Origin of the sequence: Legionella sp. W05-934-2, assembly GCF_964199965.1 — a bacterium.
GTDB lineage: Bacteria > Pseudomonadota > Gammaproteobacteria > Legionellales > Legionellaceae > JAFIFT01.
Window position 1 is genome coordinate 62,555 of the sequence record NZ_CAXMZT010000003.1, and the last position, 16,535, is coordinate 79,089.

Consider the following 16,535-nt stretch of genomic DNA (forward strand, 5'->3'; position numbering starts at 1 on the left):
AAAAACAGCAAGGAATGACCGATGAAAAAGATTCTCATGCTGATATGGATTGTTTCAACAACGATCAATGCAGTGCCTTATCGTCAAGGTATTGATACGGATAGCTTTCTCTCGCGCGACTCAATTGCCCTGATTACCCCATCATTATCCTTTCTTAACCCTCAGTACTCTCGACTATTTGACATTAAGCAATTATTGCAAAGCCAATCCCCATCGCTAAGGCCCGCGGTAATCAATAAGGTACTTGCCTCACTGGCTTGTGCGCAAGCCCATCACCTCGATTTTAACCCCGTTCTTACCATTATTGACTATCACTTACCCGCCAATCACAAACGAATTTGGGTATTTGACTTGCTTAGTATGAAATTGTTGTACCATACTTATGTCTCTCATGGCATTAATTCAGGTACCTTAGATACAGTCTACTTTTCCAATCGATATAATTCGAAAGCCAGTAGTATTGGTATTTACTTAACGGGCGAAGCTTATTCGGGACGGGAAGGATTATCACTCAGGCTAACAGGGCTTGATAGAGGCTTTAATGATAATGCGATGAGGCGCTATATCGTTATGCATGGCGGTTGGTATATGGACGAGCAGTTTATTAAAAAATATGGACGTCCTGGTAGAAGCTGGGGTTGCCCATCCTTGCCGGCGCATGAAAACAGGGCCATTCTCAATACCATCAAAAATAATACCTTTTTAATAATTTATTATCCCACAGACGATTGGCTTATCCAATCCAAATTTCTCAATTGCCCTTTACCCTCAGGCTTACTTGAATCAGATGAGCGCGAAGTCGCCAAGCAAGCCCCCATTTTTCAAGGGGATGACCGCGCCCCCATCTTATTCGTGGATAGCAATAGTAATAATCAACGGGAAGAAAATGAACCCATCATTGTCATGCAAGCAGACACCTATATCGCCACATTCCAACAAAAAGCCCCCCTAAAAAGGATGCTAAGACGTCGCATTGACAATAAAGAATATATTGCGTTAAGTCCGGACGAAATCAATCAGTTTTTAGGCAAAGAATATGCAAAAGAGCCTGGATTATCGGATATTTACCTGATCATCCCTGAAGTCGTCAAGCGACGTGGGACGTGGCAAACCTTAATGAAAGTGGTTCACCATGGGAAAGTCATTGACATCAAACTCCTACCAGAATCACCTGACAACCGATATTTAATCCTATTTGATAAAAAGGAAGTGTTAACGTTTAAACCAACTTACCACTTTATCCGCTGGCTCGGATTATAAATGCCCAACTACCCCGTTGACTAAGCCAAAAAAATTGACAAGACATCACTTTGGAATTTATTAGCACTTTACAATCTTGTCACAAATTCCTCACTCATTTTGCCGGTAAAATTTTAATATGAGGTCTAATCTTTAAGATACCACCAATCAACATTGATAAGGACATCAACCATGAATAGCCCCATAGAACAATTGATTGACGGTATTGATTTAAACCCTCCCCACCCTGCCTCTTCTGCCGATAATAAATCGTTTACACAATTGCAATCTTCTAATAGCGCTTATTTTATTTTTGGAATAGCAGGTGTACTAAGCAACAAATCCCATTGCCAAGTTTTGCTGGAGAAAATCAATCATCAAGCCCAATATTACATCCAATCACTTAAAAAATTGCGCTCAGAAATAAATGCGACGATCCGTCACTTTGAAAATAATCTTACACAAGTTCAAGAACACCCGTTCTATCTTCTATTCCAACTGGAATCGACATCGCAGTTAACGCACGTATTAGCGGATAAAATTTTCATTGACTCGCTATCCGAGAAAATTAGTGAAGATCTCCCCGCCCAAGAGTTAGCTAAGTCAATAGCAATCGAAATTGAAAGCAAACCAATTCTTTCTGGCGAAGATATCAATGAAAAATTATCAAAAACCGCTTTACTAAAAGCCTTAGTTGGCATTATTAATCAAGGCGATACGCCAACCTATCGGGGCTTAGCAACCGCGGCCCAGATTGGCCAATTGAGTACTTTTATTAAAAAACTGTCTCGCAAAGAAAAACAACATATGCGGATACTAAAAACAGATGCTCAACGCTTGGAAAGTGATAATGCTGGACTTAAGCAGGCAAAAACCAACGTCAATCAACAGTTAAGACAACTTCGTAAACAATTCAAAACGATTCACCAACTTCATCCGAATGATACCCCCATCGATCTGATTCAAAAATCGAGTAAGCTATCGGAGGTCATACAACAGTCCCAACAAACGCTTTTTAACGCCTTGTCTGAGTTTCAGCTGCCGTTAAAGGGTAGTCTCAGTTTCCTAAAGCCCAAACGCACCACTGCTTAAGGACTCATCGATTGTTCATTCAACCTGTTAGTGCGACTCCTTGGGAGTCGCTCTTTATCCTCTTGCTGGAAAATATATTCTAAACTGTTTCACTAAGCTTCAGAAGTTTGACAAATCGATCACAGGTTCATCCAGTTCACTAAACTGTTCTTTTAGCGTGATAATATGTTCGGACCAATAATTTTCAGAGTTAAACCAAGGAAAGGCCATAGGGAAAGCGGGATCTTCCCAACGTTTGGCGAGCCAGCCAGCGTAGTGGATTATGCGCAACGTTCTTAATGGTTCGATTAAGTGCAACTCTCGCATATCAAAATCACAGAATTGCTTATACCCCTGCAAAATTCGATTGAGTTGCTTACGCTTTTGATCCAAGTCGCCAGAAATAAGCATCCATAAATCTTGTATCGCTGGGCCAGTGCGCGCATCGTCAAAATCGACAATGTATAAGGAATCGGGTCTCATTAATATATTGCCCCCATGGCAATCGCCATGTAGGCGAATACGCTTATAATCGATTGCTTGGAGTTGCTGTTTAACTTTTTCAATTAAGTTTTCGGTAATGCTTTCATAAGCTTTTTCAAGGGCCAAAGGCAGCATATTACTATTTAAAATAAAATTGCGGCTGTCAATGGCATAGCTCTTCAAACTAATTTCAGGGCGAAACTCAAATGGCTTTGTTTTGCCAATAGCATGGAGCCGTCCCAGGTGTTGGCCTAGATTATAAAGGCAATTTAAATCGTCAAGCTCTGGTGCATGCCCTCCTTGACGTCGGTAAAGGGAGAATCGATAGCCTTCATATTCAAACAAGCTCTTATTGTCAATCACAATGGGCGGAATCACCGGCACTTCCATCGCATGCAAGCTCAAAGAAAAATCATGTTCTTCATTGATTTGCTCATTGCTCCAACGGTTTGGCCGATAAAATTTTATAATAATCGGCTCAGCTTCCTCGATTCCCATTTGATAAACCCGATTTTCATAGCTGTTCAATGCAAGGACGCGCAAATCTGAGCGATAGCCTAGGCTTTCGAGTGCATCAATCATGGTATCCGTTTTGAGATTTGCGAAGTCATGTGTGTTCAAGGTTATCTCTGAAATTTTCTAGGATTGTTAATAGTTACAATGATATTAGGATTTTGACATTCTAACATCAATCAAATCAAAAGTATGTTTCTCATTGTGAGGCATCTTGGGTATACAATCAAAAATCAAAGCGACCGCCCCCTTTCAACAGGGGTCCTCCGCTTGCGCGGAGGAAGAAAGAAAAGATTAGCCCTTAGGTAAACTCATTATCACCCAATACAGACTTTTGAGTCATACTTTTGGCAATGATTGGTATAATACATATGCATATGGGAAGTGAAAATCGGTTTGCCCGAATTCATGACAAAAATTCGCTCTGGCATCAATTCCATTAAGTTCACTTTACTAAGCATAGAGGCATAGGTGCGTTCTAAACCATTGTAGAACCATTTCTGGATAAATGGCAAAATTCGATTTTGGTCTTGGCTATAAAACCGCTCCCGAACATCCACAATCAACTGCTTGTTCAGTTCATAGTTACTATCAAAGTACAAGCTATTGAAATCCCTACGGAAACGAATCACTTCCGGGCTCCCTTTTTTGTCCTCTCGGGAGGCATTGACTTCTAAGGAAACAACCACGCCTTTCGCTCGCTCAATATGCAGTGGGATACCATAAAGAAGGTACCCTTCATAATCTTGTTCCAGTTGTTCAAGAACCGCCTCATCATCATCGGTTAGCGGGTCAAAGTAGCTATCCATCATAAATCGGGTGGCAAATTCTGTCTCAGGGTCATATTGACACATTGACAAGGTATTATACATGAATCGACTTGGTTGAATTTTATTAAGAAAATCCTCACCTAGTTTGTTTTGAACTTCTTGACAAGATAATCCAGATTGGTTAATTTTTCCTTCCATGCGAATCACACGGGTGGGATGGTTTTCTCGGCTTTGATTGGGGTTTAGGTTTTTGAAAACGGTATCCTCATTACTGAAGCGTTGAACCAACGAATTGGGTGGCGCATCCTCTACCTTCACTGCAGCCTGAGAAGACATGACCATGGCGGCAAGAACAATTCCTGAAATAGCGTGATATTTTTTCATGACAGCTTCCTTTTCATCAATGAAACAATATACCCCGAAACTTCCTAATGCATAATTGGGTATAGCCCATCTTTGATTCTGTCAGAGTTAAGGTCAGATGACAATCATTATGACACCATTTCTGAAGTGCACTCTTTGCCTGTCACGGTGAGTCGAATCTTGCTATTAGTCGTCAATAGCAAAGAACCGCAACTGATATCTTCACCAAATAATGACCCACAACGCAGTCCGAAATGGTAAGTTGCATTTGCTGGACCTTTACCCCGCGTACGACTGCCTGCATCACCATGTTCTTTGTTATTAACGGTATAGCCAATTGCTGCAACATTTTTGCTATCTGAAAACACTTCAACCGTTATCTTCTCGGCTGCGAAGGAAAATTTTGTGAACGTCGCCAACAACACAAACACACTTGTTATAGAAATCCGTTTCATGTTCTCACCTTTGTTTCTTAGTTTATGCCAATATGCCCAAACACCGTATCCAACATTCCATTGCTGAAGCGTAACAGGCTTTTCCAATATAAACAGGGCTTACGAAAACTTTTTTAATGAAGAGATTGGGAGTTTTTCGTAATTCCTGATAAGTTTTATTATACGACGATTAGCCTAAGATTTCATTAATCGCATTAACTAGCAAATCAATATCCTCTTTCTCATTATAGAGATAAAAAGAAACGCGCATGGCATCTGTCGCATGATGGGTTAAATATAATGGCTGGCAACAATGTTGGCTATAATTGGTAATGATATTAAATCGCTCAGCTAATAGCATACTAAGTTGCGCTGTATTGATACTCGGATGAGTGACTGTGAGATTAAAAATAGGGGCATGCTCGGGCGTATATGCAAACGTTGGTTTAACACAATCAAGGGTTGAAAATTGCTGCGTTGCATAGGCTTCCAATTGGTTAAGGTGCTTAACTATCTGACCAATTCCTTGACGGTGTAAGTAATCCAACCCTGCTCCGAAACCAATAATACCTTCTAGGTTGGGTGTGCCTGCTTCAAATCGATAAGGAGGAACGCGTAATTGATAAGCTTCTTGGGTAACGGAAGACACTATTCCGCCACCCAATCGCATGGGTTGTAATTTTTCAATACAAGACACACGGGCGTAAAGAACACCCACCGCAGATGGACCTAATGCCTTATGAGCTGAAAATGCTAAAAAATCACAGCCCAAATCATCCACATCCACCGGCATGTGTCCAACGCTTTGAGCAGCATCCACCACGGTCATCACACCATATTCTTTAGCAATATCACACATTTGTTTGATTGGCAGTTGATTACCATTCGCATTACAAACCCAAGGAACAACCATCAATAAAGGGCTTTGTTGGCATAATTTTCGAAAATTGTCTAAATCGATTTGGCCTTGGTCATCTTTAACATAACGAACCGGCCCACTTTGCATAAAAGGCAGCAGTGCTGCGTGATGATTCATGGTTGAAACAATGCAGGGTTGCTGGTTAGTCATGATGCTCTTGGCTATCATATTCAAACTATCTGTGGCACTGAAAGTAAAAATGATCTCATGAGGATGGGCACCTATTAGCTGTGCAACCCCTTCCCTAGTCTGCTCAATGCGTTCCGTCACACGATATGTTAAAAGGTGTTCGCCTCTAGCCAAATTGGCCGTTTCTTCTTGATAAAAAGTCGACACCGTATCAATGACACATTGGGGCTTTAGGCTAGTTGCTGCACTATCCAGATAACAGTACGGGGTTAACTTGAAAAAGGGGAAATCCTCCCGCCATGCCCTATGTTTCATGTCTGCCTCCTTGAGAGTAGAAACTTACCGGATGGGGTTGGTGTAATACTGCGGGCAAATTGAATGAGGGCGGGCAGACCAAATAAGGCTTCAAACGTATTTTTGAGAGAGGCAATTTTCGCTTCTTCCATTGGTTTTTCGTCGGTTGTTGCATAGATAATTTCTATGTCATTTAGACGCTGGCTAATGCGGTACACATAAATAGCGGAAGAAAGCGCATACAACTTTGAATCTAATTCATCCACGCTGACAAATCGCCCCTTAGCCAGTAGGCATTGGTTTTTACGACCAGCCATGGCTTGGATTTGTACTAAGTTGGGATGGCTTTCTAAGGTATTAACGCTGTTTGCCTCAACGACAACCAGATCCCCAGTCCGGTAATGGATGAGGGGCATCAGTGCATTATTGGTGGCGGTAACAAATAGTTCATACAGTCGTTTATCCGCATCAACGGGCTCAAATTTAACGGCCACATTATTGGGAATTAACCGATGGGTTCCTGATGGCGTTTGCACATAGATAATACCCGTTTCACTCATCCCATAGGCTGAATAAATTGGTAATTGGAAGGCGCATTTTATTAAATCCAAGCAGGCTCTTGGCGCATATTCAAATGTATAAACGACTAATTTTAAACTCGGAAAACTCAATGATAGTCGATAGCGTTTTGCCAACAACACAAATACTGCCAAATAGATAGGATCGACGAGGAGATAATCGGGATGAAAGCGAAGAATTTCATCGCGCATCCGCTCAATGTCTTCTTTTTTCCAAAGATAAGGATTATTTAAGTGATTTAAAGACAACTTTCCAGGTCCTTGGACCCTTTTAGAATAAGATTCTAACGCATTGACACACCCCAATGCAGAACAAGTGGCTGTTGTTAACACAGCATGGCGCTTCCCCCCGGGATACCGTAACTGGGGAAAAGCATAGCACATGCGGTAAAATTCTTGGTAATGAAACGTATTTGAACCCAGCACATGAATTTTTTCGCCCGTCGTTCCTGAGGTAGAAAAATAGACAATTTGATTCTCGGATTCCGCTTTTAAAAATGCTGGTGTATACCATCCTTTTGGGTAAGCCTGAATGAGGTGTTTTTTTTCTAAAACAGGGTATTGAAATGACGATTGTAAGCAAAAGTGGTTAATCCTCTCGCCATATAACTGCTGATAGATGGGTAACGATTGGATATATTGTTCAATTGCTTTTGTCATAGGATGGGTTAGCCGCTGGTTTATTAGCTATCTCAGGATTTACTCTATACTTATAAGCGTAGGCTGACAAATATAAATTGTAAACAAGACTGACAGGTCAATCCATGCAGGAGGAACCATGCGATGATCATTATCACCGACTATTAGCCAGATTACCCTCGTTTGGTATTACTCGCCTGGCCAATATCACCGGCTTAGACCCATTGCCCCTGATGACTGTCATGGCAGTTCGTCCCAATGCTTGTTATCAAGCTATCACGCTGGGTACTAGCTCAAGCAAAAAACAAGCGATGACAGCTGCAATCTCCGAAGCAATTGAGCTATTTTCGTTAGAATACGATCTTTCTGCCGATCTCACAGGTTCTTATGATCAATTAGCCAGAAATTATCCCCTGCTATGGCCAAATACACCTTATCAACGCCAGCAGGATGAATTGAGAAAAAAACTAGTGCAACAATGGATCCAAGTTTCACCCTTGGGTGATGAGCATCCAGCCTACCTACCCAAACGTTATTTTATCCCCCATGCAACGATCAAAAATCGTCGCGACGAGATTGCAACATCGTCCATTGCCGGTATCGCGTGTCGAGAGAGCCAAGAAGAGGCGCTGTCGCATGGGTTGTTTGAGTTAATTGAGCAAGACTGCAAAATGCGTTTCGCTTATCAATTTAACCATGACGATTTTCGTATCCACTTAGACAGTGTGGCCTCAAAATCAAACCGCTTCTTGCTCCAAGAGTTCAAATCGGCCGGTATCAAGCTTACTATCACGGATTTGCAATCAGAATTATGTGTGCCTTGTTATCAAGTCCAAATGGAAGTACCTGTGTCCAAAACCAAATCAAATGTTAAAACATTTCGTGGCTATGGTTGTGATTTCGATCATGACCATGCCATTGAGAAAGCACTGAATGAAGCAATCCAAGGCAGCCGCAGTTATTTGAGCGGTTGCCGTGATGAAACAGACTTAAGTTGGTATCTCCTCGAAATAGCGCCTGTTATCAATGAAATAACGCTTACGCATAGGCCGGAATGGCGATATGTTGAAGACGATCCCAATCAATCGATTTTGCAGCGGTTAAAGAGTCGATTGCAACGATTTGGTTACCCCGCCATTTATTATCTTGATCGCGGCAAAATGGCTATTCCTTTCCACGTTACTCAAGTGATTGTGCCTGGATTGATTGGGTCGTCGTTATTATGCGTCTAGAAGCAATAGCTATACTAATACTGTAACGATAGGAATTAAGGATGCATGATGACTGACAGAGTATATAAAATCATTGAGCTAGTCGGCACTTCTGAAAAGAGTATTGAGAATGCCATTGACAACGGCGTGTCTGAAGCAAAAAATCACCATCTACACCTAGACTGGTTTGAGGTGATTGAGATTAGAGGGTTCATTGACAAACAACTTGTCAAATATTACCAAGTGCATATGAAGATTGGGTGTTATGAGCCGGTTTGAGAAAATGGTTGGGCAGGCCACCCAACCATTCAATCAATTATTCGATGTTAATTGTGTATGAGTGGGTTCGGAAACCATCATAGGTCATACCCTTGAAAACTAAGCCATGGCAGGCTGCGTGCATGGTTGGTTCCCACATATAGGGTCCATCTTTGATATCAAGCACACACCAATTAGTTTGATCTAAAACCAAGGTCACATGTGCAAACCCGTTCACACATTTTGGGGTGTCACGGATAATAAAGCTTCTTGGCCCTAATGATTGTAATAAAATATCACCATCCGCGGTTGCATTGGCAATATAGATGCCAGGATGCGACTGACTGCTGATATGGAAATAATCTTTATATCCACAGAAAAATTCCGATTTTGCCCAAGTATTAGCGGCAAACAAAAAAGAAAGGGTTAAAAAAAGCGAAATTTTTTTCATTATTATGATCCTTTTAAAACAGCGGGACTTGATTATAGCCATGTTGTTAGATAAATACAATTTAATGATCATGATTATTTCACAACCCTACCACCCGCTTTGTCAGACTATTCTTTTCCATGATTTATTCAACGAAAATTGGATAGCTAACACGCTTTTGATAAAACAGGTGGGCTCACGATCGTTTCTTTTCTATTTTTCTCCGAATCAAAAAATTCTTTGAGCACCGATTTTATTGTTTCTTGCGCTGGAATTTTTTGTCCGCTCGTTATACAGTTGTCAAAATCGACCGTCTGATAATCAATACCGAGGTTTAAATAAGCGATCGCAAGCATGGCTGCCATTGAAATGGCTGACGTATAACGAGCACAATAATCTTGTTTATTGGTTTCATCATCAACACCCGTATTAAAAATTGCCTTCAAGCCCATTAGTTCAAGTTCCTTCGTACTCAATAGGGCTGTATCTTCATCCTCACGTCGAGATAAGCCCCAGATACAATTAAACATATCCGGGATGTAGAGAGTTCGCTTTAATGCTAAACTATCTAAGTATCGTTTAGGTACTTTTTTAATATTTTTTTCATTTGGTAGCATAGGCGCCGTTCCACAAATGGCTTTGTTCGTATCATTGGGATTTGTTTCAGCATAGCCAAAATCAATTAAATGCGGGTCATTTTGTTCATCAATCACCACATTTTCGGGTTTAATATCCAAGTGGGCATAAGCTGTCTTGCTTTTTGAGGCAAGACCTTGATGAAGACTTGCTACGATGAGGCATAATTTTATCGAAATCCTTAATCGCTCCTGGAAATCCAATTCATTTTTTTTCAACAATTTATGGAGTGGCCGCCCTAAATAAGGCATAACAGTATAAATTCGACTATTAGCGATTGATATGAGCCGGCCATAGGCAAGATTTAAATCACCAAGAATCTCAAACTCTTTCGTGAGTGATAGTCGTGTAATATGCTCCACTTTAATCGCATATCGATTCCCCAGCTCATCGATACCAATTCGAACAATGCCATGGGATCCTTTGCCTATTCTTCCTTCTTTCTCAGGTGCCAAGGCAATTAATTTGCCATTTACCTTGAGAAAATCATGGTTGAGCACCGGCGCAGGATCAGAAAAAAGACTAAGATTGAATAATTGCGTACTAGGAAGAGATTTGAATTGAATTCCTTCATTCTGACTTGCCAATAATTCATGAGCAAGCTTCCACTCACTAGCATTAATATTGAACTGATAAAGCATTGTGTTTGACATCCTGTAAAACTCATCCCGTTTATTATGTGGTTTGGTTAATGTTATGTCAAAAGTTTTTACTCCCAACCCTTATGACGTGCAGTGTTGAGATAATATGTTTTGTCCGGCACATAGTATTTTTTCATGGGACAAAATTTGATTAATATTCTGTTAAGCTATTGATGATAAACTGATTAAATAACCCATGCATTTCCATCAAATTTAAGATATTAAAAAAGAGGAAATCAATTGAGTCCCTTTCACTACCTACAAGCTAAGATGGCTCGTTTTGTTTTAGAGTTTGCCATCATAAAAGATAAGCCTTATTACGAAATTCTGGCTGAGGATGCTGCGCATGTCAGCCCGGATATAAAAAGCAACAATGAGAGCTACTATTTATTTAATATCAGCAGTAAATTCAATCAAGAAGAAGAAAAAACACGCTGGTATATTAAAATATTTAGGTTACATAACTTTCTTGCAACCCGTGTTCGACATTGGATTGACCGAAAAAAAGGCATCCATATCCAAGACCCAGATCCAGTGCAAACCGCAGACGACATAGCACAATTTGTATACACAACTATTAAACAAGATAACATTGACCCCCAGAAAGTTATTTTAAAGCACCATAATCCCGAGCAATTTCAAATGATTTTGCAAACGATCAATGACAAACTCAGTCATGATGGTCTGGCACCTATTCAAATGAATCACCGGACATACCAATTTCAAACGATTGATGTCCAACAACTGGTAAATAAGCCAGAAAACAAGGATGTCGTGCTTGATAGTATTTATATCGCCCCCCCAAAACCATCCAGTAAGTACGTTATAAATTGTGCCGCCCGTGGGCGTTCCTATCTAGACTGGATTGGCGATATGGAACAAGACGCCATCGCCACTCAAGCCAACGTGGTTGGTTTTAATTATCGTGGCATTGGCCAAAGTTCGGGTCAATTGATTCGCCAGCAAGATATCATTGATGATATTGTTGCACAGGTGAAGTTTCTAATTAATGAGAAAAAAGTTGACCCAAACGATATTACTTTATATGGCCTTTGCTTGGGTGGGGCATTCGCTGCATTGGCTGCCGCTGAATTAAAAAAAGAAGGGATCGATGTTAAATTATATTTCAGCCGCTCGTTCAAACGCTTTGATCAAACCATCATCGACTTGGTGATGCCGAGGAAGTATGATAAGTGGCCCACCTATATAGGCAAAATTCTCTTCTTGCCCTTACTATTGCCACTGAGTTTCCTTTTTAAAGCCTATGTTTGGAGTTTAGGCTGGCAAGTCAATATCGAAAAGGCGCTTACGACGCTCTCCCCGAATCATGTAGACTATGACTTTGCTGAGCCCTCAAAAACGGATAACCAACATGGCTATTGCGGTGATAAAATCGTTCTCTCCGAGAATAATGCATATTCTGTCATTCAATATAAACTCAGCCAAAACGCATTCGAGCAAGCTCAGCGCGTAGTCGACCAAGAAAAAAATGAGCGCCTCAAAGAGTACATCAAACAAGGTGTGAAAATGGCATTCGGTGAAAGTGTCGCTCACTGGACGGGAGAAGAATCCCTCGCAACCCTTTTAGAAATAGAAAAAATCATCCAAACGATGGAAGAAAAAGTAGCTCATCCTGATACATCCTCCGACGAACTAGAGGGGTTGCAAGATGAGATTAACAACTATAAAGCGGTTCAAAAGGGGTTAAGCTTTGCAAGAATTTGTTGCCAATTAGCCCACCAAGTGGCCCGAAAAAATCCCGACGAGAAACGTTGGAATCCACATGCGACAATTGGCCATAAGCTAAAAGCCTATGGTTTCGAAGGCGATCAACGAAGCCGATTGTCCTGGTTTGTCAATGATTATTCTAATAAACCTGCTATCAATACCGATTCACAAATTCCGGTCGTAGTGTAATCAAACGACGATCTTTAATGGTGAAAAAATACTATTTAATGATTAAACGCGTTTCGTTTGTTTTTGGGGTATAAGGAAAGTGTGATTCTTCACACCTTTCCTTATACCCCTTAACCTGGATTATTTATTGTGAGATTAAGTTGCTATTGAATTGATTTGTTTCTTGCAAATCAACTTTAGAATGTGTCTTTGAACTTGTACTGAAAATGTTAAGCCCCCTCTGCAAACCTGAAAAGCCCATAGCAGATGCAATAGGATTAATGATTAGGCTCAGGGAGTATATGAAAAGGTCTAAGGCTACTTGAAGCCACTCCATCGTTAAATTTGCGAAACTCACAAACAAGCTCGCATCAGGATAATTTTGATTCGCCGCTTGTATATGCTCATGGATCTGTTTATCAAACGACGTCACATCATCTTCTTTCTTTAAAAATGAACCAAGTTTATCCAACACAGCCTTTTGATTGTAATTCCCCAAGCGCCGTAAGACCTCATGCTTTAATTGGCTACTGTTTGAATCAGCTATGAGTGCATACAGAATTAAGCCTTTTTCTTCTGCTGTTTGTGCCGCAATAAGTTTTGATTGATAGTATTTGGCACGTTCTTTACCTTTTGTGCCGCTAAAACCAGGATTAAATAGCCCATTATTAAATACTCGAACCTCAGCAATTTTAAACTGGGATAGATAATGTTTTATTGATTCGAGAACGTCTTCGAATAGATCACTCGATCTATCAGAATCAATTTTATCCAGTTTGTGCAAATGATACTTACTAAAAATTTGGTCAATTGTATTGCAAAGATTCTCTCCCTGACTGCCTTCTGGCATGGTAATTGGGTTATCTTCATAGCCAAAACAGTTAACTATTCGAGCTTTTTTCGAATTTCTCCCTTCAGCAAAAATTCTTTTGCGATGGGGAATAACCAGATCCTCTATCACCGCTTTTTTATGCGCTTCATCATCGATACAACCCATGATGGGTAAATAATTTGGATTAAAATCATCACGACAACGCATCACTTCTAAGGTATCAGCCATATTGATAAACTGTCTAATTAGATCAATGTCTTTATGATATTTGTTAAACGCATTCCTAAACTGTGCAGAATCGTCTTTATGCTCTATTGCTCCAGCCAGCACCGTGCTGATTGCCAAAGAAATTTGGTCTTGATCTTTCCTTGTTTGATTGATTTTATTAATCATATGATCAAAGTAATTTTTGGCTGCTATTGCACTGTCAGCATCCCATAAATCAACGCCATCCCCTTTGCGGCCTGTATCATGAAATAGCGCTGCAACTTGAATGAATTCTAATAACACTTCAGGAGATAAGTTGAATTTATTAGCAATTTCACCAAAATTACCATCAAAATTTGGAACGTATTTTTGATATTGCTCATTAATTGCTTCTATTAGTTCCATAGCAGCAATAGCATGGGGTAAACCATGAGAAATTCGTAATTGATAAACTTTCTCATCACCAATAGACAGAACCTTTGTCTTTCCTATTGGAATAATAGGCAATACCAATTTTTTAAGATTTAGCACACTCAATGGACGAGAATAATATCTATAATTGGCATAATCGACAGCATCTATGATTATTTTAGAAATTGGTTTCATGATAATTGGACCCTAAATATAAATAAAGCAAACTGGATATATTTTATCAAATAAATATTAACGAAAAATTAACTTCCTATCGTGTATAGTTAACTAACTTTGTACTGGACAATTCTTAAAAAAAGCCGTCTTTGCAAACATAGTGAAGCAATCTAGAACAGAATTCCGTTCAGAGATCGAACTGGATTGCTTCGCAAAGCTCGCAACGACAGGGCTTTTAAGAAATTGTCCGGTACAAAGGTTAACTAAAGCAGGCTATTGTTTTTCGCAGAAATAGCTTATTATCAGGTGCTTTTGCATTCACAAGGAATTAATATGAAGTGGCTAATCTGTGTACTGTTTAGTATTTTTTGTCAATTTTGCCAAGCGCTACCGTTAAATATTTATGTATCCTATGAAGACAATGTCCTCAAGGAATATATCCACCACTTCACTGATTATTTAAAATCAAACGGAATTTTTGAAAAATACCATATTGAGCCATTTATCGACCGTTTTCCTTTGCATACCACGTTATACCTTGCTGATTTTGAATCAAACCATATTGCCGATGTCACCAAAATCATGACACGGGTAACAGCAAATTGGCACCCTTTCACGATTGCGACGGCAAAGATTTATATCACCGAGGGTAACTACGTTATGCTGGATGTCGATTATCAAATCCAATCAAATGGGCTAAACCCAATCATTCAAAACTACAGTGATGAAATGGTTTTGGCAGTTCACGACTTACGAAACCAAAATGCACCTATTCCAGACTGGGCAAAGAACTATCCCTCCAAGCAACGCGCCTATCAACGCTATGGCAGCCCAAATGTGTTCTTTGAATTATCACCACACTTTACCTTAATGGCAAAAAAGTTTAAGGATAGCAAAACCGCCCAAGCGTTTCATGATGACGTCGCATTATTGATTCAACAATATGAACAAAACAACCTTGAAACGCCTATCCATTTAACAGCTGCCCACATTGGTTTAGGGTATGTCAATGAATACGGGCAGATAACCAAAGAAATTGAGCGTTTTGGTTTTGGAAAGTAAGGGTAGTTATTGCATCTCTTTGTTAGGGCTAAGCCTAACAAAGAGGGTTTTCAATTAGGATTTTAAGCGGCAAATGATATTACTCGGAATATGGGCGATTGCACGCCCTAAATCCAATGGCTTGATCAATAGCAAATCGCCTAATGCCCGAATCGGTCCATACACGATATTTCGATGATGGTTATCTCGATTCAGTGACTCAACATCCAATTCGGTGAATTTAGTGCTGCCTTTGTTAGCAAAGCTCAAGGCATGGCGAATCAGAAAGAGTTTACTTTGATATTCCTTTTTAGGCGTTAATAGATGCACCTTGAAGCGGGGATCAAAACTGCCTAACTCAGACGCAGGTTCCCCTGCATTACGTATGACATGGACCTCTGGTATTTGTTTATCACTGAGCTTTGCTAGATCTTGACCATAATAGCCGGGTGGATTATAGGCATGTACTTTTGTGACCTTTCCATTGGCAATGGCGGCAGTAATCGCCATAATAGCCCCTAAGCTAATCCCAACAAAATCCACTGGCCTATCGAGTTGATTGACCCAATTGTCAATCACCCTTTGTCCTGATTTAAGCAAATCATTCCCTGGTGTCTGAAAAGCTTTCATATCCGATTTTACCGCAATCCAAAACCCTTTTCCGGCAGGGTATGCGGACGCTTGAAATACTAATTTTGCCCGAACGGGCAAATCCTTATCGACCGGCTTTAATCCAAACGCATAAAATTGATCGCTTGGCTGAGTAAAAAAGCTGCCGCATTTGGGGGGAGAGGTTAATAACATTGGCTCAATGGTGTAAGTCACTGGTTGCCATTTGTTATCGATCCACTCCGGTAGAACGATGGTTTCATTGAGTTCAGGATTGGTATAGGGCAAAAAGCATAAACAGTTTTGGATATAAATTTGCGCTCTCAACAACAAGTCTGGCGTCATTTTCAAGCCTTGCAACTGGTTTAATAAATACATAAAACCATCTTTTAAGCCTTGGTTTAATAATGCGATAAATTTAGGGTCTTCTTTAATTAAGATAGCGCTGAGTGCGGGGATATCCAGAAAATCCAGCCATCCGCCATTCCAATCATCACACAATAAGCGAAGCATCGTATGAACAATTTTTTTCTTACTGTCTTTCGGCGGTTGTTCTGGTATAAAATGCAAATCTACCCCTCGGACCACTTTACTCTCATTCGACATAGTTCTTTCCTTATCCCTATTGTAAACGATTCATTTTGGTCGATTAGAATCACGTCCCTCTTGGGCATGACCTATTTAAGGATACGCCCTATTTATGATGCCGATTTTTTACCTAAAAATAAATGGTTTGATATTATCCAACATCGGA

General features: G+C 40.2%; 15 protein-coding genes. 6 read left to right on the forward strand and 9 right to left on the reverse strand.

Annotated elements, in window-relative coordinates; genetic code table 11:
- Positions 1-21: 21 nt before the first annotated feature.
- Positions 22-1,260, forward strand: coding sequence for a murein L,D-transpeptidase catalytic domain family protein (locus AB3348_RS03880; protein WP_367606247.1), 1,239 nt, complete (start codon positions 22-24; stop codon positions 1,258-1,260).
- Positions 1,261-1,431: 171 nt separating this feature from the next.
- Positions 1,432-2,331, forward strand: coding sequence for a hypothetical protein (locus AB3348_RS03885; RefSeq protein WP_367606248.1), 900 nt, complete (start codon positions 1,432-1,434; stop codon positions 2,329-2,331).
- Between the two features lie 99 nt (positions 2,332-2,430).
- Here AB3348_RS03885 and AB3348_RS03890 read toward each other — a convergent pair whose 3' ends face one another.
- The 5 genes from AB3348_RS03890 to AB3348_RS03910 form a co-directional block, all read right to left on the reverse strand.
- Positions 2,431-3,414, reverse strand: coding sequence for a serine/threonine protein kinase (locus AB3348_RS03890; RefSeq protein ID WP_367606249.1), 984 nt, complete (start codon positions 3,412-3,414; stop codon positions 2,431-2,433).
- 209 nt (positions 3,415-3,623) lie between these two features.
- The gene (locus AB3348_RS03895; protein ID WP_367606250.1) at positions 3,624-4,460 is read right to left on the reverse strand and encodes an Lpg0189 family type II secretion system effector; all 837 of its coding nucleotides are present in this window, start codon (positions 4,458-4,460) and stop codon (positions 3,624-3,626) included.
- A gap of 107 nt (positions 4,461-4,567) precedes the next feature.
- Positions 4,568-4,894 carry a hypothetical protein gene (locus tag AB3348_RS03900; RefSeq protein ID WP_367606251.1) on the reverse strand — a complete coding sequence of 109 codons (327 nt, stop codon included), beginning with the start codon at positions 4,892-4,894 and terminating at the stop codon, positions 4,568-4,570.
- Positions 4,895-5,063: 169 nt separating this feature from the next.
- Positions 5,064-6,236 carry an aminotransferase class V-fold PLP-dependent enzyme gene (locus AB3348_RS03905; RefSeq protein WP_367606252.1) on the reverse strand — a complete coding sequence of 391 codons (1,173 nt, stop codon included), beginning with the start codon at positions 6,234-6,236 and terminating at the stop codon, positions 5,064-5,066.
- On the reverse strand, positions 6,233-7,453 hold the full coding sequence (locus tag AB3348_RS03910) for a hypothetical protein (protein ID WP_367606253.1): 1,221 nt from the start codon (positions 7,451-7,453) through the stop codon (positions 6,233-6,235). The genes AB3348_RS03905 and AB3348_RS03910 overlap by 4 nt, the downstream gene beginning before the upstream one ends.
- A 104-nt stretch (positions 7,454-7,557) precedes the next feature.
- Between AB3348_RS03910 and AB3348_RS03915 the strand changes: the two genes are divergently transcribed.
- Together AB3348_RS03915 and AB3348_RS03920 are read left to right on the forward strand one after the other, a co-directional pair.
- Entirely contained in the window at positions 7,558-8,664 is a 1,107-nt protein-coding gene (locus AB3348_RS03915) for a YcaO-like family protein (RefSeq protein ID WP_367606254.1), read from the forward strand.
- Positions 8,665-8,712: 48 nt separating this feature from the next.
- Positions 8,713-8,922: a dodecin gene (locus AB3348_RS03920; RefSeq protein WP_367606528.1), complete on the forward strand. Its 210-nt coding sequence runs from the start codon at positions 8,713-8,715 to the stop codon at positions 8,920-8,922.
- Between the two features lie 37 nt (positions 8,923-8,959).
- On the opposite strand, the gene AB3348_RS03925 is transcribed toward AB3348_RS03920, so the two are convergent.
- Positions 8,960-9,352, reverse strand: a complete 393-nt coding sequence (locus AB3348_RS03925; RefSeq protein ID WP_367606255.1) for a hypothetical protein — start codon at positions 9,350-9,352, stop codon at positions 8,960-8,962.
- Between the two features lie 146 nt (positions 9,353-9,498).
- Positions 9,499-10,620, reverse strand: coding sequence for a hypothetical protein (locus tag AB3348_RS03930; protein WP_367606256.1), 1,122 nt, complete (start codon positions 10,618-10,620; stop codon positions 9,499-9,501).
- Between the two features lie 228 nt (positions 10,621-10,848).
- Here AB3348_RS03930 and AB3348_RS03935 point away from each other — a divergent pair, with 228 nt between their 5' ends.
- Entirely contained in the window at positions 10,849-12,525 is a 1,677-nt protein-coding gene (locus tag AB3348_RS03935) for an alpha/beta hydrolase family protein (RefSeq protein ID WP_367606257.1), read from the forward strand.
- Positions 12,526-12,649: 124 nt separating this feature from the next.
- Here AB3348_RS03935 and AB3348_RS03940 read toward each other — a convergent pair whose 3' ends face one another.
- A complete protein-coding gene (locus AB3348_RS03940) occupies positions 12,650-14,149 on the reverse strand; it encodes a SidE phosphodiesterase domain-containing protein (RefSeq protein ID WP_367606258.1) in 1,500 nt (499 codons plus the stop codon).
- Between the two features lie 315 nt (positions 14,150-14,464).
- Between AB3348_RS03940 and AB3348_RS03945 the strand changes: the two genes are divergently transcribed.
- Positions 14,465-15,193 (forward strand): 2'-5' RNA ligase family protein, encoded by a 729-nt coding sequence (locus tag AB3348_RS03945; protein WP_367606259.1) that lies wholly within the window; start codon positions 14,465-14,467, stop codon positions 15,191-15,193.
- Between the two features lie 54 nt (positions 15,194-15,247).
- On the opposite strand, the gene AB3348_RS03950 is transcribed toward AB3348_RS03945, so the two are convergent.
- Positions 15,248-16,387 (reverse strand): hypothetical protein, encoded by a 1,140-nt coding sequence (locus AB3348_RS03950; protein WP_367606260.1) that lies wholly within the window; start codon positions 16,385-16,387, stop codon positions 15,248-15,250.
- Positions 16,388-16,535 lie beyond the last annotated feature (148 nt).